The sequence below is a fragment of the Streptomyces sp. NPDC015139 genome, assembly GCF_043079785.1.
In the GTDB taxonomy this organism is placed as follows: domain Bacteria; phylum Actinomycetota; class Actinomycetes; order Streptomycetales; family Streptomycetaceae; genus Streptomyces; species Streptomyces albidocamelliae.
This window is the reverse complement of the sequence record NZ_JBIBUW010000017.1, coordinates 102599-122902: the sequence shown is the minus strand read 5'-3', so window position 1 is coordinate 122902 and position 20304 is coordinate 102599. Positions and strand designations below refer to the sequence as shown.

Below are 20304 nucleotides of genomic sequence, written 5' to 3'. Positions count from 1 at the left end.
CCCGTTCCCGTGTCCCGTCAGGCCAGCAGGCCCGAGGACTTCCACAGGCGGCGGCCGACGCCGCGGAGGACGCCGATGTCGTCCAGGAAGTCCGTCAGGCGTTTGGCGCCGGTCTGCATGACCTCGCGGCGGTGGCCGCTCGCCTTCACCTGGGCCATGGCCACCCGCTTGTCGAGGCCGACGTTCGTGTACACGTCGGGGTTGACGAAGGCCACCGAGAAGACCCGCGCGAACTCGCCGGAGGTGACCCGCGTGAACTCCTGGGACCACTTGGGCGCGGTCACCATCTGGCGCCGCAGCTCCTCACGGGCGTACCGGACATGGCGCGCCTCCTCGACCACGTGGATGCGCGTGACGCCCCGGGTGAGCGTCTGCACCCGCTCGTCGGGGAAGGTCAGCCGCTGCATCCAGTCCAGGACCTCCTCGCCGAGCAGCGTGGCCGTGAACGAACCGGGGGTCGTGGAGATGGTCTTGAAGAGGCGGCCGAGGTGCTGGTGGGCGCGGCTCACCGGATACAAGGGCGTGCCGCCCCGCGAGATCAGCCGCGCGAACATCTTCGAGTGCCGGCACTCGTCCTCGATCTCGGTGAGCGCGTACCGCACATGGGCACTCGTCGCCGCCTTGTCGTAGATGTGCCGGACGAGTAGCTGCATCAGGATGATCTCGAACCAGATGCCGAGCGAGGCCAGCGCCGCGGCCTCGTGCCGGGAGAGCAGGATGCGCTGTTCCTCGCTCATCCGCTTCCACATCGGGGTGTCGTACAGCGAGACCAGCTCCGGTGGCCAGAACCACTTGCCCTCCTCGAAGGGCGCGTCCCAGTCCAGCTCCTTGTCCGGGTCGAAGGAGTGCTTGGCGGAGGAGACCAGCAGCCTTTCGGCCACCTGCTCCCGGTCCTTGAGCAGGCCGAGCGCGTCGCGCAGGCCGTCCAGCGCGTCCGCTTCCGTCAGGGTCGTCATGGCTCCCTCACCTCGTTACCCGGGGTACGTCTTCCGCTTCTTATGAGACTGCTTGTCAGCAAGGCCGTCAATCCCCCGCGCACGACTTGTTGGCCGCGCCGGGACCTGCCGAAGTCGTTTCGGGGTGCGGTGTCTTTTCGGTCACCCGGGTGCAGTAGCGTGCTGGCGTGTCCATGCCTCCGCAGCCGCCGCAGCAGCCGTATCCGAACCAGCCGCAGCCTCCTTACGGCCAGCAGCCCCCGCAGGCCGCTCCCGGCCCGTACGGCTCCCCGTACCCGCCGCAGCAGCCCTACCCGGCCCAGCCGGGCGCCCAGCAGCCGTACCCCGCGTGGGGCACGCCGCCCATGGGCCCGCCCCCGAAGAAGCGCCGCGTCGGCCTGATCGTCGGGATCGTGGCCGGTGTGGTCGTGGCCGTCGTCGCCGTCCTCCTGGTGCTCGGGCTGGTGGCCGACAGCGGCTTCCCCGAGGCGGAGAACAAGCTGACGCTGCCGCAGACGCTGCTCGACGGCAAGTACCAGCTGAGCAAGGACCTTTCCGGCTCCGAGGGCAAGAAGATCGAGAGCGAGGCCGACGGCGCGTGGGACGCCAAGGACACCCACGGTGTCGTCGGCAGCTACGGCCTCGGCGGTGACGAGAACAAGGGCACCCTGGTGGTGTCGGGCATGTACGGCCGGTTCAAGAACACCGACGCGGCCCGCAAGAACATGATGAAGGGCGCCGCCGAGGGCGCCTCGGCGAAGGTCGCCGTCCCGCCGAAGGACTTCGACCTGGACGTCACCGTCAGCTGCGAGGTGCTGACCCAGGACCAGCTCGGCACGAAGATCACCCTGCCGATGTGCGCCTGGGCCGACGACAACACGGGCGCCACGGTCGCCGAGGTGACCACGGAGGGCGTGACCCAGGACCCGTCGGAGGTGGACCTGGAGGCGCTTGCGAAGCAGACCCTCAAGATCCGCTCCGAGGCGATCAAGCCGATCGGCTGACCTGCCCGTTCTCCGCGGCCTCCGCGGGCGGGAAGGACGTCCGCAGCGTGAAGGCGTACGGCGTCGGGCCGTGCGCCCTCAGGTGCAGCAGCCGCTCCTCCGCCTCGGCGACCGTCGGGCGGTGGCCGGCCGGCACCCACCACAGGGCGGTCACGGCCTCCGCGAGCCGCTCGAACCACTCCCTGCGCCGGGACAGCAGCTCCCGGTGCAGGCCCTGGTACATGAACGCCGTCAGCGCGTCGGTGTCCCGCCACACCGACATGTTGACGATCAGCCACTCGTCCCCGAGGACCGGGACGTCGGTCGCGTTGCCGCTGTCGCCCTGCAACCGCCACACGAACCCGCGCGAGCCGTCCGCCGCCGCGTTCACGGGGTCGAGCCCGTCGACGAAGTCCTTCAACTGCGGCGAGTCCAGCGGGTACTTGAGGCGGGCGATGTTGACCTGGGCGAGTTCGTGCGCTGCCGTGTCCGTCATGGCCGAACGGTAGGTCGGCGCCGCTCGCGCCCGGTACCCCGGTCTCACGGACCGAGAACGGCCCGCATCACGTCCCTCGCGATCGGCGCCGCGTCCCCGCCGCCGCTGATCTCGCCCCGGTTCGCGGAGGCGTCCTCCACCACCACCGCGACCGCGACCCCCGGCTCCAGCGCGTTCCGGGCCTGCGCCCAGGAGACGAACCAGGCGTACGGCACGCCCGAGTTGCCGATCCCGTGCTGCGCGGTGCCGGTCTTGCCGCCGACCACGGCGCCCGGGATCGCCGCCTGGGTGCCGGTGCCCTCCTCGACCACGCCGGTCATCAGCTCCTTCAGCCGCACGGCCGTGGACGGCCGCATGACCTGCCGGGCCGGGTGCGCCCCCGCCCCGGCGACGGTCTCGCCGCCCTGCCGGGTGGTCCGCTCCACCAGGTACGGCGACCGCAGCCGGCCGTCGTCCGCGACGGCCGCCGCGACCATCGCCATCTGCAACGGCGTCGCCCGCGTGTTGTACTGCCCGATCGAGGACAGCGCCAGCTGCGCCCGGTCCACGTGCTGGTCGAAGGTGCTGGGCGAGACCGAGAACGGCACGCGCAGACCGGTGTCGTTGAACCCGAACGCCCGCGCCGCGGCCGCCATGTCCTTCACCCCCACGTCCACGCCCAGCTTGGCGAACACGGTGTTGCAGGACCACTCGAAGGCCTCCCGCAGCGGGGCGTTGCGGCAGCCGTCCGCCTCGTTGGTCAGCCGGGTCGTGGTGCCCGGCAGCCGGTAGGGGTCGGGGGAGTCCGTCCGCGCGTCCAGATCCGTGACCAGGCCCGCGTCCAGCGCGGCCGCCGCCGTGACCACCTTGAACGTCGAACCCGGCGGATAGGTCTGCCGCACCGCCCGGTTGAGCATCGGCTTCTCCGGATCGTGGTTGAGCCGTTCCCATGCCGAGGCGACCGCCTCGCCGTTGCCGGACAGCTCCGCCGGGTCGTACGACGGGCTGGTCACCAGCGCCAGGACGCGGCCCGTGGCCGGCTCGATCGCGGCCACCGCCCCCTTGCGTCCGGCGAGCCCCCGGTACGCGGCCTCCTGCGCCCGCCGGTTCAGGGTCGTCACCACGTCCCCGCCCGGACTCGCCCCGCGCGTCACGTCGTTCCACAGCGGCAGCGGCGACAGCATCGGATCGGTGCCGGCGAGCACCCCGTCCTGGGCGTGCTCCAGGAAGGTCGTGCCGTACATCTGCGAGGCGAAGCCGGTGACCGGCGCGTACAACGGGCCGTCCCGGTAGGTGCGTTCGAAACGCAGCTGCTCACCGGTGTCCACGGACCCGGTGACCGGCTCACCGCCGGCCAGGATGTCACCGCGCGGCTGCTGGTAACGGGCGATCGTGGCACGGCGGTTGGCCGGGTTGCCGTCGTAGTCGCCGGACTGCACCACCTGCACCCGGGCGGCGTTGACCAGCAGCGCCGCCAGCAGCAGGGCGCAGAACGCGCAGGCGTGCCGGATGTACCGGGCCATCGGCCGCCCGCCGCCGTACTCGCTCACGGAGCCTCCCGCCCGTCGTGCTCGCTCGCGAGACCCCGTCCGCCGTCGAACCGGCTCACGGGGCCTCCTTCCCGTCGTACTGGCTGCGGGCCGAGTCGCTCACCCGGATCAGCAGCGCCACGATCGCCCAGTTGGTGACCACCGACGAGCCGCCCTGGGCGAGGAACGGCATCGCCATGCCGGTCAGCGGGATCAGCCCGGTGACCCCGCCCGCGATCACGAACACCTGGAGGGCGACGATCGAGGCGAGCCCGACCGCCAGGAGCCGGCCGAAGGGCTCGCGCAGGGCCAGCCCCGCCCGGTAGCCGCGCTCCACCAGCAGGGCGTACAGCAGGATGATCCCCGCGAGCCCGGCCAGGCCCAGCTCCTCGCCCGCCGTGGCCAGGATGAAGTCGGACTTGGTCGCGAACCCGATGAGGATCGAGTGCCCGAGCCCGAGCCCGGTGCCGAGGACACCGCCGGCGGCGAAGGCGAACAGCGACTGGGAGAGCTGGTTGGGACCCTGCCCGGCCTCGATGGTGGCGAACGGGTGCAGCCAGTCCTCGATCCGGCCACCCACGTGCGGTTCGAGACGGCCCACGGCGACGGCCCCGAGCACGGCCAGCACCAGCCCGACCGCGATCCAGCCCGTCCGGCCGGTGGCGACGTACAGCAGCACCACGAACAGGCCGAAGAACAGCAGCGAGGTGCCGAGGTCACGCTCCAGGACCAGCACGCCGACGCTCAGCAGCCAGATCGTCACGATCGGGCCGAGCACCCGCCCGGTCGGGAACTGCATCCGCCACACCCTGCGGCCGGTGTACGCCAGCGCGTTGCGGTTGGCCGCCAGGTAGGCGGCGAAGAACACCGCGAGCAGCACCTTCGCGAACTCGCCCGGCTGGATGGAGAACCCGGCGATCCGGATCCAGATACGGGCTCCGTTGACCGCCGGGAACAGGATCGGCAGCAGCAGGAGCACGAGGGCCGCGACCACACAGACGTACGAGTACCGCTGGAGCGCCCGGTGGTCGCGCAGCATCAGGATCACGACGATGAACAGCCCCACCCCGAGCGTGGACCACACCAGTTGGGTGGGGGCCGCCCGGTCGCCCGGGGTCTCCAGGTCCAGCCGGTAGATCAGGACCAGGCCGAGCCCGTTGAGCAGCACACCGATCGGCAGCGGCAGCGGATCGGCGTACGGCGCCCGGATCCGGACCACGACGTGCGCGAACAGGGCCAGCACACCGAGTCCGGCGCCGTAGACGGCGGCACCCGGGGGGACGGTCCCGGTCTGCGCGAGGCCCACCGCGCAGTAGCCGTACACGGACAGCAGGACGGCCAGCACGATCAGGGCCAGTTCGACGCCCCGGCGCCGGGGCAGGCGTACGGCGGGTGCGGGAGTCTGGGCCGCCGCCACGGTGGTTCCGGCCTTCGTCATGCCCGGAACCTACCTAAACGGGGCGACTTGTGTGCCGTGCCCGCTAGCACCAGCGTGGCGTGGGCCCGACGTTCCGGATGTAGCGGGCCGTGCCCCAGGCCCAGGTGCCGTCCGTCAGCAGGTACCAGACCGGGGTGCCGAGCACGAAGTCGCCCGTGGTCCTGCAGAAGATCGAGACCGGGTCGCCCTCCGGGACGAACCGGACGCGCCGGCTGCCCCGGTCCGGCCGGTCGAGCAGCCACAGGCCGCCCCGCGCGGTGACGACCCCTCGGTACGGGCCGGCCGTACCGCCGTTCCCGAAGTCGCCCGTGCCCGTGAGGCCGTCGAGACCGGTGAGGCCGCCGTCCTGGACGCTGTCGCTCTGCAGGTTGAGGCCCGACCCGTCGTCGCCCGCGCCGTCGTCGGCCGCGGCGGGGACGGCCGCGACACCGGTCAGCAGGGCGCCGGTGGCCGCGGCTATGGCCAGTCCGCGGACGAGGGAGGAACGCAGGGACATGGGATACCTCCGGAAAACGGGCGAAGGGGGGCCTATTGCCGCATCTTGACCGATTGCCACCCTAGGGGCGGTGACTGCCCGGCGCCCGTCACAGTGGTCCTTTCGGGCGGTCGTGGGCGCCCTGGCCCTCCGCGGGCAGTGTCAGCGTCGCGACGGCGCCGCCGTCCACCGCGTTCACGAACGAGAGCCGCGCCCCCAGCACCTCCGCCTGCCCGAGCGCGATGGTCAGACCCAGCCCGTGCCCCTTGGCCCCGCCCTCCGTGCGGAACCGCTGCGGCCCGTGCGCCACCAGGTACTCCGGGAAGCCGTCCCCGTGATCCCGCACGGTCACCACCGGCCCGTCCACCGTCAGCACCACCGGAGGGCCGCCGTGCTTGTGCGCGTTGGCCACCAAGTTGCCCAGGACCCGCTCCAGCCGCCGCCGGTCGGTCTCCACCCGAGCGTCCCGCACGATCCGCACCTCGGTGTCCGTGCCCGAGGCCCGCACCACCCGCCCGGCCAGCGCACCCAGTTCCTCGGTGTCGACCTCCTGCTTCTCCCGGCCGGTGTCCAGCCGGGAGATCTCCAGCAGGTCCTCGGTGAGGGTGCGCAGCGCCGCCACCCGGTCCCGGACCAGCTCCGTCGGCCGGCCCGGCGGCAGCAGCTCGGCCGCCGCGTGCAGCCCGGTCAGCGGGGTGCGCAGCTCGTGCGCCACGTCCGCGGTGAACCGCTGCTCGCTCAGCAGCTTGCTCTGCAGGGTCGAGGCCATCGTGTCCAGGGCGGCCGCGACCGCCGCCACCTCGTCCTGCGGCCGGGTCGGATCCTTCGTACGGGGATCGTTCACCCGGGCGTCCAGGTCACCCCCGCTGATCCGCCGGGCCACCCGCGCGGTGCCGTGCAGCCGCCGGGTCACCCGGGTCACCGCGAACGCGCCCACCAGCGCGGTCGCGCCGATCGCGAGCCCCGAGGACCACAGGATCGACTGGTCGAGCCCGGCGATGGTGCGGGACTGCTGCGAGTAGTCCACCTCCACCGCGAGCGCCCGGTGCCCGGCCGCCGGACCCGCCGCCCACATGATCGGACGCCCCTGGTGCGAGTCCACCACCGTGCCGCGCCGGCCGGCCACCGCCAGCGCCCGCAGCGACGCGGGCAGCCCCGCGGGGTCCACCCCGGCGCCCGGCGGCAGCGCGTCACCGGCCTCGAAGGCCTTCGTGGTGTCCTCCAGCCGGGACAGCGCGAGGTCCCGGGCCTGCTCGACGGTCTGGTTCGTCACCGAGACGTGCACGAGCATGCCGAGCAGCGCCGCCAGCGCACAGCACATCACCGTGATGAACACGGCCGCCTTCACCGCGAGTGTCCCGGCCCACCGGGGCAGCGCGATCCTCACGGCGCGCTCGCGGAGGGGCTGGCCGACGGGGACGGCTTCCGGCCGGGCCGGCCGCCGGCGGTGTGCAGGTACTCGTCACGGGAGAACGTCATCGCCCGCTCCTGCGGGTCCCACACCCAGGTGGTGCGGTACTCGTAACCGGAGATGTCCGCCGGGGAGCGCTCGATCAGCTCCCGGCCGGCCAGCTCCACCCCGATGATCGCGTCGTTGTCGGCCAGCACCTGCACCAGCCGGTGGTGCTCGACGGTGTACACCCGCACGGCCGTCTGGTTGGTCGGGTACAGCCGGAAGCCGAGCGTCAGGTCCCGCCGGCCGTCCCCCGTCAGGTCCCGGTAGTACGGCTTCAGCAGCGGACACCGCGCCTCGTCACCGCCCGGGCGGCACTCCTTCATCCGGTCCACCGTGGCGTGGTACACGCCCTTCGAGCCGTAGTCGTCCGGATGCGCCTTGATCTCCGCCTCGACGACGTCCACCGGATCGACCTTCCGGAGGTCGTCCCCGGGCACCGCCACCCCCTTCACGACCGCCCTGGTCGCCACGTCGTACGGGTAGGCCGGGCTGGACGCCGGCCTGAGGTCCGGCCAGAGCTTGGCCGGGCTCACGGCGGTCGGGGTCGCCCCGGCGCCCTGCAGCCCGCCGGTGTCCCCGCAGGCGGTCGCCGTCGCCGACAGCAGGGTGAGGACGGCCGCGGCGAGGGCGGTGCGCAGGGGGCGACGGGCAGACACGGTGCTCCTGGGGGCAGAGGGGACGGACGAGCCCCGTACACCTTAATTCGTGTATTCGTAGGGAAGTGTTCTCAGATGCCTGGGGAAGTCCTGTTTGTTCCCCGGCTGGGGTGCTGGGAGAGAAGGCTACTCGGCCAGTTCCTCCAGCAGCCGCACGGTCGACAGGCCCGCCCGCAGGTACTCCACGAACAGCTCGTTGTGCAGTGCCCACGCCGAGCGCCGGGCCCGGATCAGCTGGATCGCCTCGTCGGGCGACCGGCCGCGCTGCCCCAGGGCGTGCGCGACGACCAGCCCCGAGCGGTTGTACCCGTGGTAGCAGCGCACCAGCACCCGGCGGCCCGAGTCCAGCGCCTCGTTCACCGCGCGGGCCAGCCGGATCACCCCGGCCAGCTGCGTCCCGTCCAGCGGGCCGTCCGGTATCGGCCACACATGGTGCTCGACGCCCGGATCCGGGCCGTACCCCGGCAGCCGCAGCAGCGACTGCACCACGTCGAACTCGTCCCGTACGACGGCGAACTCCAGCCGCCCCGAACGGCCCCGGAACTCGTGCCCGCCCATCCACAGGCCGGGCACGATCTCGCTCCACGGGCGCTCCGGAGCCGGCACGTCGGGCTGCTTTCCGCGGGTCCGCAACGACGCCTCCCCAACTCCCTCGCACAGGGCCGTCATCCAAGGTAACCGCTCTTGCCCCGGGAGCACCCCGCCTGTTCCCATGGTCGAGGGGTGATGGCGCATGAACGGACTGCGTGTGGTGCCGGCCTTCCGCCACGGCCGGGAACGGATCTACGTCTGCCGCCCGGACGGAAGCAATGTCGCCTGGTACGACCGCGAGACCGGCCGGGTCGACCTGCTCGACGAGGACCGCGGGGACGACGTGCTCGCGGCCCTGAAACCCTTCCTGACCGGCCCGGTGACCGTCGGCCCGCCCCCGGTCCCGACCCCGGCGGAACTCGCCCGGCTCACCCTGCACCCGGACGACGACCTGGCGCCCAACCGCCCCGGCGAGGCCCTCCTCGTCGCCCTCGACCGCGACCCCGGACCCGCCCACCGGCTGCGCCCCGACCCCCGCCGGCGCGCCCTGACCGCCGAGCAGACCGTCGGCGAGGCCCTGGACCGGCTGGAGGGCGCCGGCTGGCACACCCTGCACTCGGTCCCGCTGCCCGGCGGCGACCGCATCCACCACCTGCTGATCGGCCCCGGCGGCCTCTTCGCCCTCCACGCCCTGTACGCCCGCAAGAGCCGGGTGCTGGTCGCCGACCCCATGGTCACCGTGGGCCGCCGCGAACCCGAACCCGTCCTGCGCCACCTGCGCGCCCGCGCCGACCGCGCCTCCTACGCCCTGACCGCCGAGGTCCACCCGGTCCTCGCCCTGGCCGGACCGGCCGACCTGACCCTGACCACCGCCCCCCGAGGAGTCCGCGTCCTCCAGGACCCGTCCCTGCCGACCCTGGCCCACACCGGCGCGGTCCTGAAACCGGCGGACGTGGAAGCGCTGCACGCGATGGCGAGGGACCGGGGGACCTGGGGGAGGGTCTGAGGGAGCGGGGGGTGGTTCCGGGCTTCGGGGCTCCGGGGCTGGGGGACCCGCGACGGGCGCGACGTGCTTCCGGTGCCCTGCCGATGCCCTTCCGGTGCCTTCCGGACTGAGGTCCAGCCTCCTCTTCGGCCCGCAGCGCCGGTCAGGGCAGGGGTGCCGCCCGGTCGTGGTCCAGCAGGGGAGCCATCAGGTCGCCGAGGTCCTGGAGGCGCGGAGCGATGTCGTCCGCCCGGAAGTCCAGCCGGGCGGGATCTCGGCAGTCCTCGACCTCCTGCCAGGTCACCGGCGCGGACACCAGTGGGGCGCGGCGGGCACGCAGGGTGTAGGGCGCCGCCGTCGTCTTGCGGGCCGCGTTCTGGCTCCAGTCGACGAACACCTTCCCCGGCCTGAGACTCTTCGTCATCCGGTGCACCACCAGCCGGGGCATCGCCCGCTCCGCCTCCACCGCCAGCGCCTTCGCGTACTCCGACGTCCGCTCGGACGACCCCCCGCGCACCGCCGCCAGCAGGTGCAGGCCCTTCGACCCGGCCGTCTTCGGGTACGCCTCGATCCCGTCGGCGGCCAGCCGCTCCCGCAGCCACAGGGCGACCTCGCAGCAGTGGACGACGGTCGCCGGAGCGCCCGGATCGAGGTCGAAGACCAGCCGGTCCGCCTCGTCCGGGCTCTGTACCAGCCACTGGTGCGTGTGGAACTCGGTGACCAGGTTCGCCGCCCACACCAGACTCGGCAGGTCCTGGAGGACCACCATCCGCGCCGGGGCGTCCGCGGACGACCGGGGAACCCCGGCGGTCGTGACCCACTCGGGCGTACCCGGCGGCACGTTCTTCGTGAAGAACTGCTGGCCCTGCGGACCGTCCGGGTAGCGCAGGAACGACACCGCCCGGTCGCGCAGATGCGGCAGCAGGGCGCCGGCGGTGGTCGCGTAGTAGTGCAGCAGCTCCCCCTTGGTGAAGCCGGTCTCCGGATACAGCACCTTCTCCAGGTTGCTGAGCGCGACCCGCCGCCCCTCCACCTCCGTGATAGGCGTCATAGGATGACAATCCCAGACGAACAGGGAAAAACGGGAAAGGAAGGGTGCGGCACGTGCGATCGATATGGAACGGCGCCATTTCCTTCGGTCTCGTCAGCATCCCGATCAAGCTGGTGAACGCGACGGAGAGCCACGCGATCTCCTTCCGCCAGATCCATACCGAGGACAACGGCCGCATCCGCTACCGCAAGGTCTGCGAACTGGAGGAGCGCGAGGTCGGCCAGTCCGAGATCGGCAAGGCGTACGAGGACGCGGACGGCACGATCATCCCGATCACCGACGAGGACCTCTCCCACCTGCCCATCCCCACCGCCCGCACGATCGAGATCGTCGCCTTCGTGCCGGCCGACCGGATCGACCCGCTCCAGATGGGTTCGGCGTACTACCTCGCGGCCGGCGGAGCGCCCGCCGCCAAGCCGTACGCCCTCCTGCGCGAGGCCTTCAGGCGCAGCGACAAGGTGGCCATCGCCAAGTTCGCGCTGCGCGGCCGCGAGCGCCTCGGCATGCTGCGCGTGGTCGGCGAGGCCATCGTCATGCACGGCCTGCTCTGGCCGGACGAGGTGCGCACCCCCGAGGGCGTCGCCCCGGACACCGACGTCACCATCCGCGACAAGGAGCTGGACCTCGCGGACGCCCTGATGGACACCCTCGGCGAGGTCGACCTGGACGACCTGCACGACGAGTACCGGGAAGCGCTGGAGGAGGTCATCGCGGCGAAGGCCTCCGGCGAGGCCCCACCGGAGGCCCCCGCGCCGGCGGCCGGGGGGCAGGTGCTGGACCTGATGGCCGCCCTGGAGAACAGCGTCAGGGCCGCACGGGAGTCACGCGGAGCCCCGGCGGCCGGCGGCGAGGCCGAGGTCAGACCCCTGCCCCGGGGCCGGACCGCACCCAAGGAGACGGGCGGCAAGAAGTCGACGTCCACGACGAAGAGGACGGCCGCCGCCAAGAAGCCGGCCCCCGCGAGGAAGTCGACGTCCAAGGCGACACCGGGCACGAAGAAGACCACGGCGGCGAAGAGTACGACGGCGAAGAACACGACGGCGAAGAGTACGACGGCGAAGAACACGGCGGCGAAGAGCACGGCCAGGACCGGGGCGACCGGGAACCCGGCCAAGTCGACGGCGGCGGCGACGAAGAAGACGACGACGGCGACGACGGCGAAGGCGAAGGCGACGCCGGCGAAGAAGACACCCTCCCGCAAACGCTCGGCCTGAGGTTCTGCCGGGAAGTCCCGACTTACCCCTGCCCGCCACTCCGTGGGTATTACAGTTACCCATGTGCGGCGCGTCACACCGCGTCGTGTTCCAAGCGGCCGGGGGAGGGGCGCATTCCTGCCCGGCTTGCGCCAGTTGGGGGGCACAGTGCAAGAAATGATCAAGGGCTCGAACGTCGCTCTGGCGGCGTTGAGCGAGGACGTCGGTTCGGTGATCGTCGGCCTGGGCTGGGGGAGCCCGACCGGCGAAGGCGACGCGGACGTCTCGGTGCTGCTGCTGGACGCCGACGGCAAGGTCCGCAGCGACACCGACTTCTACTTCTACAACAACCCGGTCGCCGCCGACGGAAGCGTGCAGCTGCTGGGCAAGACGCCGACCGAGGACGGCAGCGAGGACCGGATCAGCTTCGACCTCACCGCGGTCCCGGCCGACGTGGACCGCATCGTCGTGGCCGCCAGCCGCTATGGCGGAGCGCGCTTCGGCGAACTGGAGGACGTGCGCCTCTCGTTGGCCGACGGGACCGGCGAGGAGCTGCTGCGCTTCACCATCGACGACGTCGACTCGGTGAGCGCGATCATCTTCGGTGAGCTCTACCGGCGTGCGGAGGAATGGAAGTTCCGCGCCGTGGGCCAGGGCTACGCCAGCGGCCTCGCCGGTCTCGCGACGGACTTCGGCGTCGACATCGAGGACGACGCGGCGACGGTGGAAGCGGAGGCCGGACAGGCGGACCTGGAACCGGAGGCAGGACAGGCGGCCCTGGAACCGGAGTCCGGTACGGCGGTGGCCGAGGAGCAGCCCAGCGCGGCGACCGGTGATCCGGCACACCTGACCGCCCCGGCCACGGCGTCGGGCCCCGCAGCCGGCCCTGCCGCCGAGGGGACCTCCCCGGAGCCGCTGACCGCGGTCCCGTCCCCTCGCAGGCCCGCCGAGGACGGCGAGCCGCAGAAGCGGGCCGCCCGGCCGCGTACCGCGAAGAAGAAGGTCACCCTGCCCAAGGTGGCCAGGAAGAGCCTGGCCGAGAACGAGTCCTGGAGGGAGGCCCGGCTCTTCCCGGTGTCGGCGCTGAAGAGCGACCGCGACCGCGAGACGCGGGCCACCTCGGTGCTGCTGTCGGTGATGGCCCAGGTACCGGAATTCGGCAGGAGACTCACCGCGGCCTTCGGAGCGCCCGCAGGACGCATGGAGACGTTCACCGAGGTCAGCCTCCCGCACGGTGACTCACCGCGACGCCCCGACGGAGTGATCCGCGTCGAGCGTGCCGGGAAGCTGTGGACGGCCCTGGTCGAGACGAAGACCAACGGGAACGCCCTCAGGACGGAGCAGGTGCAGGCGTACATGGACATCGCCGCGCGCCGCGGCTACGAGGCCGTGATCACGCTGTCGAACGACGTCGCCCTGGAGGGCAGCCCGCTCGTCGACGTCAAGATCGACAAGCGGCGCAAGCACAAGGTCGCGCTCCGGCACCTGTCCTGGGCCGAGGTCGCCCACCAGGCACAGATGCTGATCCGGCACGAGGGTGTCGGCAACGCGGCGCACGCCTGGCTCCTCCAGGAGCTCCTGCACTACCTGCAGCACGAGAACTCCGGCTGCCACGGCTTCCAGAACATGGGCCCGGCCTGGGTCCCCGTACGCAACGGCATCGACGACGAGACCCTGTGCCAGGGGGACCCGCGCGCCCTGGAGGTCGTGCAGAGCTGGGAGCGGCTGATCCGCCAGGTCTGTCTCGGGCTGGGCGGCGAACTGGGACAGAAGGTGCTGCCCGTCCAGCGCGCGAAGCGGGGGACGGACCCCGGAGCGCGCCGGAGCCTTCTCGCCGAGCAGCTCTGCGCCGACGGCCGGCTCGAGGCGGAACTGCGCATCGAGGGCACGCCCGGCGTGCTGGCGGTCACCGCGGATCTCCGGACCGGCAGACTGCGTACGTCCCTCGCGATCCCGGCACCCGAGCAGGGCTACCCCCTCTCCTGGGCGAAACGGCTCATCCGGACCCTGGCCGAGGCGCCGGCGGACCTCCACATCGAGACCCTCGTCGAGGGCGAGACGAGCGGTCCCCGGGGCACGCTCGAACGGCTCCGTCCCGAACCCGCGGACCTGCTGCCGAAGGACGGCGCCGGCCGCATCACCGGCTTCCGCCTGTCCCTGCTCAAGGGCATGGGAAGCAGCCGCGGCAACGCCGAGACCGGCTTCATCCGCAGCGTCGACGACGCGGTGCACCGCTTCTACACCACCGTGGTGGCCCACCTGGACCGCCCGACACCTCGCCGCACACCCTCCAGGGAAGCGACGCCGACCGGCTGACACCCGCGACCCGTCCCGGCGGCCGACGCGCCCGACGCTCGGCCGCCGGCCCCTCACCGAGCGAGCAGGGAGCATGACCGACAACCACATCCATGTCGGTGGCCGCCGGGTCGACATCGAGAAGGCGGCCTTCTGGATCAAGGACTACTCCGACGAGACGGCCAACCGGGAGGCCGCGACTCTCGGCAAGGGCCCCGTCCACGCCTGTCCCGCCTACGACCGCCTCGCTACGGGCAGCGGGCCGAACGAACTGAACGGCCGGCGCGTGGGAGGCGAGGACGGTCCAGACCTCCTTCTGGCGTTCCAGGTCGGCGTCGATGAAGCCGACACGACTCTGCTGCGGGTCTTCGACGTCGTGGCCTGGCGCCTCGGAAGAGGGGACGCCGGGAGCTGACGCTGCACAGGGGAGCGGCCGGGAAATGACGCGGAAGAGCGCGGCCGTGATCGGCGGCCTTCGACAGGCTGGAGCCATGCCAGCCAAGCCGACCGAGCCGGACACCATCGAGCTCAGCACAGAGGAACTCCAGGAGATCACGGGCTTCGCTGCGGAGTGTGCGCGCAGAGTGCTGTCGATCTTCGAGCGGAGTCTCCCCGACGACTCCCGCCCCCGAGACGCCGTAGAGGCCGCGCAGGCCTTCGCCGACGGCGGCCGGCGCACGCAAGCACTGCGGACGTGCGGCTGGGCGGCGTACAAAGCGGCGGGCGAAGTGACCGGTGAAGCGGCGGGTGGCGTCGCCGGGGACGTGCCCGGCAGAGCGGCCGCGGCCGACGCGGCGCGGGCGGCGAGCCACGCGGCCGCTGCCGCGTACCTGCACCCCAAGGCCAGCGCTCACCAGGTGAAACACATCCTCGGCGCGGCAGCGCACGCGGCACGGGCCGAGGAGCTGCTGTCCGGAGAAGGCCAAGGGGCCACCGGACAGACCCTCGAATGGGCGCGCCACCACGCTCCACCGGCTGTCACCGCGGTGCTGGGCCGCCTGCCCGCCGCACCTCCCGGGGGAGGCCGGGTGGGAGAACTCATCCGCGACCTGGACACCGCACTCCGCGCCTGAGGCCGACGCTCCGCCGCCGCGGCGCACCGCACCGCACCGCATGCTGAGGCGAGGGGCCCCAGCACGGCCGAGCACCGCGGAAACGGAACGGCCCCCGAAGCGCACGGCCGCCGCACCCGATCGGTACGGCAGCCGCTGCTCCGGGGGCCACCGGCTGGTGCCGGCGTACACGCCCTGTCAACGGTCGGGCGGTCAGCCCTTGACGTGCTCGTTGTCGGCCGGCGACTCGGCGTCCCGCTGGCTGGGGATCGCCATGAGCGCCCGCACCGCCATACCCGCGCGGTGCTCCTCGGCCTTCGCGCACAGCGCACGGGAGGCGTCGTTGAAGCGGACGACCGACGGCGGGTCGGACGGACCGAGCAGGTGCTCCTTGAGCTCGGTGCGGGCGGCCGCGTACGGGTCGTTCTCCGGGTTCCGCACGGACTCCAGCAGCGCCGGCATGCCGGAGGCGTCCGGAGTGAGGACGGCGCCCGCGCGCACGGTCGGGAAGGTGGTGCGGAAGTCCCGCTCCGGCAGACCGCTGGTGTTGGTGACCGCGTACGGCTTCTCGCTCGCCAGGTAGTCCGAGATCACGCTGGAGACGTCGCTGATCAGCAGGTCGGCCACGTTGAAGCAGGCGTAGACGTTCGGCCGCGCGTCGGTGATGATCAGGTGCTCCCACGCCGGGAACGAGTCCCAGTACGCGGTCTCCCACGCGGCGGTCGCGGCGGCCACCGCCGCGGCCCGGCCGGTCTCCGGCACCGCCTGGAGCAGCATCCGCTCGGCGTCGTCCGCGCTGTCCCGGAACGTGGACGTGGTCAGTCGCTCCAGCTCGGCGGTCCGCCGCTCCAGCTCGGCCGCGGCGGAGGCGGCGGGGCGCTCGTTCGCGTGCTCCGTGGCACGGGTCGCGCCGGCGGCGCGGATCATCTCCTGGATCCGGATGTTCGCGGCTCCCGCGCGGGGCTCGACCGAGCCGGTCAGCGGGTGCGGCTTGTAGACGAGCCGGACGCCCGGGTCGGCCAGCAGCGAGCGGACAATGTTCTCGCCCGCCTCGATGATCGAGGTGTTGCCGGGGTTGCCGTCCCAGCCCTCCCACGTGGGGGCGTAGAGAACCGTGGTGTACGAGCCCGTCGGTGCACCGGCGTACGGCTTGATCACGTCGAGCTGCGGGCGCCCGATCTCCACGATGTCCTTGTCGTCGACGCCCACGCCGGCCAGGGCGTACCGCTCGCGCGCCGCGGGGCCGGCCACCCACACCTCGTCGTACGCCTTCGCGTACGGGTTGCAGCTGGACAGCTTGTCGCTCTCGCCGTGGTTGACGAAGGCGTGCTTGATCGTGGGGATCCGCAGCACCTGCGAGGTCTTGCCCGAGTTCGACGGGTGGATCAGCATCTTCAGCGTGGACTGCTCCAGCCGCATCACGTCCGCGACCTTCGGCAGGCACACGATCGGGATGTCCGTGGACGCGATCTTGCGCATCATGAAGCGCTCACGCAGCACGATCAGCGGGCGGCCCTCCAGCCGGGCCAGCGGCTCCAGCCACATGTTCGCCTGGTAGGCGGAGCTCGTGCCGCCGGAGAAGTACATGCCCACGGTCGGCTGGTACTCCGCGATCCAGGACTCGAACCACTCCAGCGCCTCCTCGCTCGTCACCGGCTTGCGGCTCGTCCGCAGCCGGACCGCCAGCACGACGATGGCCGCCAGCGCGAGGACGGCGGACAGCGTGATGCCCGCGGCGGCCGCCCGGCCCGAGTCGGCGACGGCGGCGACCAGCAGGCCGGCCGTCGCGGGCAGACCGAACACCAGGAGCCGCTGCCCGGAGCGGCGCATCAGCAGCGCCGGGGGAGCGGGGCTCAGCCGCAGGGGCGAGGCGTCGATGTTCCGGGTCAGGATCGGCAGGGTGCGGCTGCGCCGTACGACGATCGCCAGGGCCTGCGACGCGAAGTGCAGGGCGTAGAAGATCAGGAGACCGCAGGCGAGAGCCATGTACTTCGTCTCGTAGTCCTGGTCCTCTATTCGGATCAGGCCGGTCACGAGCAGAAGATCACGCACTGCCTGGCGCACGGTCACGGTCGCATGCAGCTTCCCGAGAGTCGTGGCCATGCCCCGCTGCCACCGGTGCAGAGCGAGGTCCGCCGCCAGTCCGACAGCGGTGGAGGCCACGAGCAGGGGGACGCTGGGGAGGAGCGCACCTGCCGCCTGAGCGGCGAACGACAGGGCGATCACCGTCGGCAGGAAGAGGCGTACCGCTGCGGCGCGCAACCGAGCGGAAGGGGGGGACGCTGACACTTAGCGGGCTCCAGGCAACTCAACATCCACGGGCACTGACTGCTGACGGGCGCGATTGGGATGGCCGCGAGCCGCAAGCCGATGCGTACGGATGTTCATCTAGAAGGTGGTCGGACTTTACCTGCATCGTCGCGTTCTTGGCACTCTGGGTGAGACGGAACCCATGAATGGCCGGTTCCGAGCAGCCTCCACAACTACGGCCACGCAGCCCCCGCTTACCCCCGCCGATCGGCTGCATGCCTGGTCAGACGCGACGCCGTCCCGGCCACGGTCCCAGGAGGGAGAATTTCGTCACCGCGACCGCCTGCCGCCGATCTCGACGCCCCGGTCGCCCAATTTTCACACGCACTGCACGGGCTCGTTTCCCCACGTGTGAGGCCGAGTGAGCGGGGGGTTTCTCTCGGTGACAAGTGACGCCGGCCATAGGCCGCTCATGCCCCTGCCATTGATCGCGCTTCGAGGGCCTGACGGAAGTCAAGCAAGGATGGACAGGGCGACGACCAGCAGCGGCACGATGATCCACAACAGGACGACGCGCAGCCGGCCGTCGGTCAGGGCGTCGACTGGTACGACCGAGACAGCACCGCCGACGAACCCGAAGAACCGCCGGTAGGACCGAAAGCCACCTGTCATGACCGCGCTCGAGGCACCGGGGGCGGCGTCCTTCTCGGCGAGAGCGGCCCGCACGGGGTGCCTGCACCGTCCCGCCTAGCCTGCCGCCACCAGGCGAAGACAGGGGGGATGCCCCGGAGCGGTGCCGGCAGGCGCCGGCAAGCGGCCCTGCCGGGGGCCGACCCCTCGGGCCGAGAGCCATCTGCCGTAGCTCTCCTGCGCGACGAGGCGGCGGTGGCCGAGGCGCCGGCAGAGCCCGACGGGACCAGTAGTCACCGCGGCCCGCCTGGGCACCCTCGGTGCGACCGGCTCTGCAAGCGTCGCCTCTGAGCGTCGCCTCTGTACGGCGAGGCCGGAGCACTGTCCCTGGTCAGGAAGTCGCCGCCCCAACTTCGCCGACCGCCGGTTGTACCCCTTCGTGTCCCACCACTCGTCCAGATGCGCATGCACGAGGTGGACGAGCTGCCGTAGCCGGTCGGGAGGAGGCGTGGGCGAGGTGAGCACATCCACCCGGGATTGTCGTCCAGACCACGGGAGATCATCCACCTTTCACCTCGGCCCGCGCCGCAGCACGGCATCTAGCAGGCAACAGGGCCGACGAAGGCCGGCTGGTCGAACTTGTAGGCGGTCAGGAGGTGGTTGTTGCCGCCCGGAGTACCGAGGATGGTGCGGAACTTCTCCACTCGCGGACACTGATCGGTATAGGTGGAGTAGCCACCACGGCCATTGGGGTCACCGGACCCGATGGCGGCGCCGACTTTCCGGTCCATCGCGCTGTCCCAACCGTGCCGCAGCTTGATGTGCTTCCAGCCCCATGCGCTCGTGCCGCAGCGCAGGGTGTGGAGGTGGGCGGCCCGACGGGCACCTGACGGTAGTACTTCTTCAGGACGTAGGTACGGCTGTGGCTCCGGCACTTGGCATCGAAGCTCTCGGAGAACCCGCTTCAGCGCGCCCGCCGTCAGCACGTCGGCTCCAATGACGTGGTGGACCGTCGCGTACTCGTGAACGCCCTACAGGCCCGTCAGTTGCTCGCGGCAGATTCCTGCGCCGGGTCGTGGGATCGGTGCCGTGGGAGGCGTCTGGTGGCCTTCCACGCGGTCCTGTGCTACGCCCGCTTGCGTCCGGCTGAGGCGGCCTGACTGCCACCTCCCGGACGAAGGATGGGGCACGCTGACGCTCCGGGAGAGGCGTCCCGTCTCCGGGAAACAGTGGACCGATTCCGGGGAGCGTCACGACCGCCGCGGGCTGAAGGCGAGGGAGGCCGAAGAGCGACCGACCGGTGCCTATCCCGCCCGTCCTGGTGGCGCTTATACACCTATTGGCGGGTGTGGGAGAAAGCGCGGGAGTATGCGCTCCCGCCCGAGCGCGTCGACTCGCCGTTGGCCGGGCGCCCCTACGACCTGCGGCACGCATGCATCAGGCGGTGGCTGAACGCTGGGGTACCGATCGCTGAGGTTGCCCGGCAGGTCGGCAACTCTCCCGAGGCGATCCACCGGCGCTACCACGGGTGCATCGACGGCCACGAGGAAGCCGCCAACGCGAAGATCACAGAAGATCACAAGGGCATGGGAAGGACGGAGACGCTGCATAGCGCTCCGTGTCATCGCGCTGCGAGGGTGGTGCGGGAGATTCGGACCGCCCTTATGGGTCGGCACGTACCTGCGGCTCTCCCGGCTACGCTCGCGAGGGAGCGCCCCGCAGCGCGTGGCTGCAGGGCGCCTAGTGGGGTTTAGTCGACATCCTGCCCGTTGAACTTGCCGCCCTTGCAGGTCGGGAGCCCGGCCGCGGACGTGGTCGACCGATCGACCGTTCCGCCGCCCTGCTCGCACTCACCCGGGGTGAGGCTGGCGGGGGTGGCGGTTGTGGCGGTGGCGGTCGTGGCGGTTGCGGTGGCGGCGCCTGTGAGGCCGAGTCCGGCGAGGGCTGCCGTGGCGATGACGGCGGCGAGGATTCGTCGAATGTGCATTTGGTTCGCCTTTCACGGATTGCCTCGGTTGGGACACCACCAAGCTTGATGTTCATCCATGTGGGTGACACGTCAGGTTAGGCCGTTCGGGTGACATTGCTGTCGCGTGCGAGGTCGGTGACGCGACCCTTCGGACAGGCCGTAGCCCTAGAGGTGCAGCGAGTGTCCGAAAGTCCCGTTGGCCCGCGCTGTCGGCTCACGCATCGCCTAGCGCCGCCCGGTACGCCTCGTATCGAACCCGGGCGTCTTCGAACATCTCGATGGCGGCTGGGATGGCGCCGCACTCTTCGAGGTAGGCGTGCTGCCCGACCGCCCTTTCCGTGAGGGCCAGTCGGGATTATCAGCGAGATCGCCGGCGAGGTCGCCGATGCCTCTGTTTCGAT

18 protein-coding genes are annotated in these 20304 nt (G+C 71.7%); 6 read left to right on the top strand and 12 right to left on the bottom strand.

Annotation, left to right across the window (positions count from 1 at the left end; all coding sequences use genetic code 11):
* Positions 1-17: 17 nt before the first annotated feature.
* Entirely contained in the window at positions 18-956 is a 939-nt protein-coding gene (locus tag ACF08B_RS33870; RefSeq protein WP_392320883.1) for a diiron oxygenase, read from the bottom strand.
* A 167-nt stretch (positions 957-1123) separates the two neighbouring features.
* Between ACF08B_RS33870 and ACF08B_RS33865 the strand changes: the two genes are divergently transcribed.
* The gene (locus ACF08B_RS33865; RefSeq protein ID WP_093474759.1) at positions 1124-1939 is read left to right on the top strand and encodes a hypothetical protein; all 816 of its coding nucleotides are present in this window, start codon (positions 1124-1126) and stop codon (positions 1937-1939) included.
* Here ACF08B_RS33865 and ACF08B_RS33860 read toward each other — a convergent pair.
* The 7 genes from ACF08B_RS33860 to ACF08B_RS33830 all read right to left on the bottom strand — a co-directional run bounded on the left by ACF08B_RS33860 (position 1923) and on the right by ACF08B_RS33830 (position 8580).
* A complete protein-coding gene (locus ACF08B_RS33860; RefSeq protein WP_392320882.1) occupies positions 1923-2414 on the bottom strand; it encodes a DUF3291 domain-containing protein in 492 nt (163 codons plus the stop codon). The genes ACF08B_RS33865 and ACF08B_RS33860 overlap by 17 nt on opposite strands.
* Before the next feature lie 44 nt (positions 2415-2458).
* Complete coding sequence (locus ACF08B_RS33855; protein ID WP_392320897.1) at positions 2459-3916, bottom strand: penicillin-binding transpeptidase domain-containing protein; 1458 nt, start codon at positions 3914-3916, stop codon at positions 2459-2461.
* A gap of 82 nt (positions 3917-3998) precedes the next feature.
* Positions 3999-5360: an FtsW/RodA/SpoVE family cell cycle protein gene (locus ACF08B_RS33850; protein WP_392320881.1), complete on the bottom strand. Its 1362-nt coding sequence runs from the start codon at positions 5358-5360 to the stop codon at positions 3999-4001.
* Positions 5361-5403: 43 nt separating this feature from the next.
* The gene (locus tag ACF08B_RS33845; protein WP_392320880.1) at positions 5404-5856 is read right to left on the bottom strand and encodes an SH3 domain-containing protein; all 453 of its coding nucleotides are present in this window, start codon (positions 5854-5856) and stop codon (positions 5404-5406) included.
* A gap of 88 nt (positions 5857-5944) precedes the next feature.
* Complete coding sequence (locus tag ACF08B_RS33840) at positions 5945-7222, bottom strand: ATP-binding protein (protein ID WP_392320879.1); 1278 nt, start codon at positions 7220-7222, stop codon at positions 5945-5947.
* Positions 7219-7947, bottom strand: a complete 729-nt coding sequence (locus ACF08B_RS33835) for a hypothetical protein (RefSeq protein ID WP_392320878.1) — start codon at positions 7945-7947, stop codon at positions 7219-7221. Before ACF08B_RS33835 ends, ACF08B_RS33840 begins: the two co-directional genes overlap by 4 nt.
* A 126-nt stretch (positions 7948-8073) precedes the next feature.
* On the bottom strand, positions 8074-8580 hold the full coding sequence (locus ACF08B_RS33830) for a dual specificity protein phosphatase family protein (RefSeq protein WP_392320877.1): 507 nt from the start codon (positions 8578-8580) through the stop codon (positions 8074-8076).
* Positions 8581-8680: 100 nt separating this feature from the next.
* Between ACF08B_RS33830 and ACF08B_RS33825 the strand changes: the two genes are divergently transcribed.
* Entirely contained in the window at positions 8681-9484 is an 804-nt protein-coding gene (locus ACF08B_RS33825) for a nuclease-related domain-containing protein (RefSeq protein WP_392320876.1), read from the top strand.
* 142 nt (positions 9485-9626) lie between these two features.
* Here the strand turns inward: ACF08B_RS33825 and ligD are convergent, their stop codons facing one another.
* A complete protein-coding gene (ligD, locus tag ACF08B_RS33820) occupies positions 9627-10514 on the bottom strand; it encodes a non-homologous end-joining DNA ligase (protein WP_392320875.1) in 888 nt (295 codons plus the stop codon).
* A 53-nt stretch (positions 10515-10567) separates the two neighbouring features.
* On the opposite strand from ligD, the gene ACF08B_RS33815 reads away from it, so the two are divergent.
* From ACF08B_RS33815 to ACF08B_RS33800, 4 genes are all read left to right on the top strand, one after another.
* On the top strand, positions 10568-11728 hold the full coding sequence (locus ACF08B_RS33815; protein WP_392320874.1) for a Ku protein: 1161 nt from the start codon (positions 10568-10570) through the stop codon (positions 11726-11728).
* Positions 11729-11884: 156 nt separating this feature from the next.
* Positions 11885-14023 carry a TerD family protein gene (locus tag ACF08B_RS33810; protein WP_392320873.1) on the top strand — a complete coding sequence of 713 codons (2139 nt, stop codon included), beginning with the start codon at positions 11885-11887 and terminating at the stop codon, positions 14021-14023.
* A 73-nt stretch (positions 14024-14096) separates the two neighbouring features.
* A complete protein-coding gene (locus tag ACF08B_RS33805) occupies positions 14097-14417 on the top strand; it encodes a hypothetical protein (RefSeq protein WP_392320872.1) in 321 nt (106 codons plus the stop codon).
* Positions 14418-14493: 76 nt separating this feature from the next.
* Positions 14494-15075: a putative immunity protein gene (locus ACF08B_RS33800; protein WP_392320871.1), complete on the top strand. Its 582-nt coding sequence runs from the start codon at positions 14494-14496 to the stop codon at positions 15073-15075.
* 192 nt (positions 15076-15267) lie between these two features.
* Here the strand turns inward: ACF08B_RS33800 and ACF08B_RS33795 are convergent, their stop codons facing one another.
* The 3 genes from ACF08B_RS33795 to ACF08B_RS33785 all read right to left on the bottom strand — a co-directional run bounded on the left by ACF08B_RS33795 (position 15268) and on the right by ACF08B_RS33785 (position 19921).
* Positions 15268-17343, bottom strand: coding sequence for a hypothetical protein (locus ACF08B_RS33795; protein WP_392320870.1), 2076 nt, complete (start codon positions 17341-17343; stop codon positions 15268-15270).
* A 474-nt stretch (positions 17344-17817) separates the two neighbouring features.
* The gene (locus tag ACF08B_RS33790) at positions 17818-18030 is read right to left on the bottom strand and encodes a hypothetical protein (RefSeq protein WP_392320869.1); all 213 of its coding nucleotides are present in this window, start codon (positions 18028-18030) and stop codon (positions 17818-17820) included.
* 1654 nt (positions 18031-19684) lie between these two features.
* On the bottom strand, positions 19685-19921 hold the full coding sequence (locus ACF08B_RS33785; protein ID WP_392320868.1) for a hypothetical protein: 237 nt from the start codon (positions 19919-19921) through the stop codon (positions 19685-19687).
* Positions 19922-20304 lie beyond the last annotated feature (383 nt).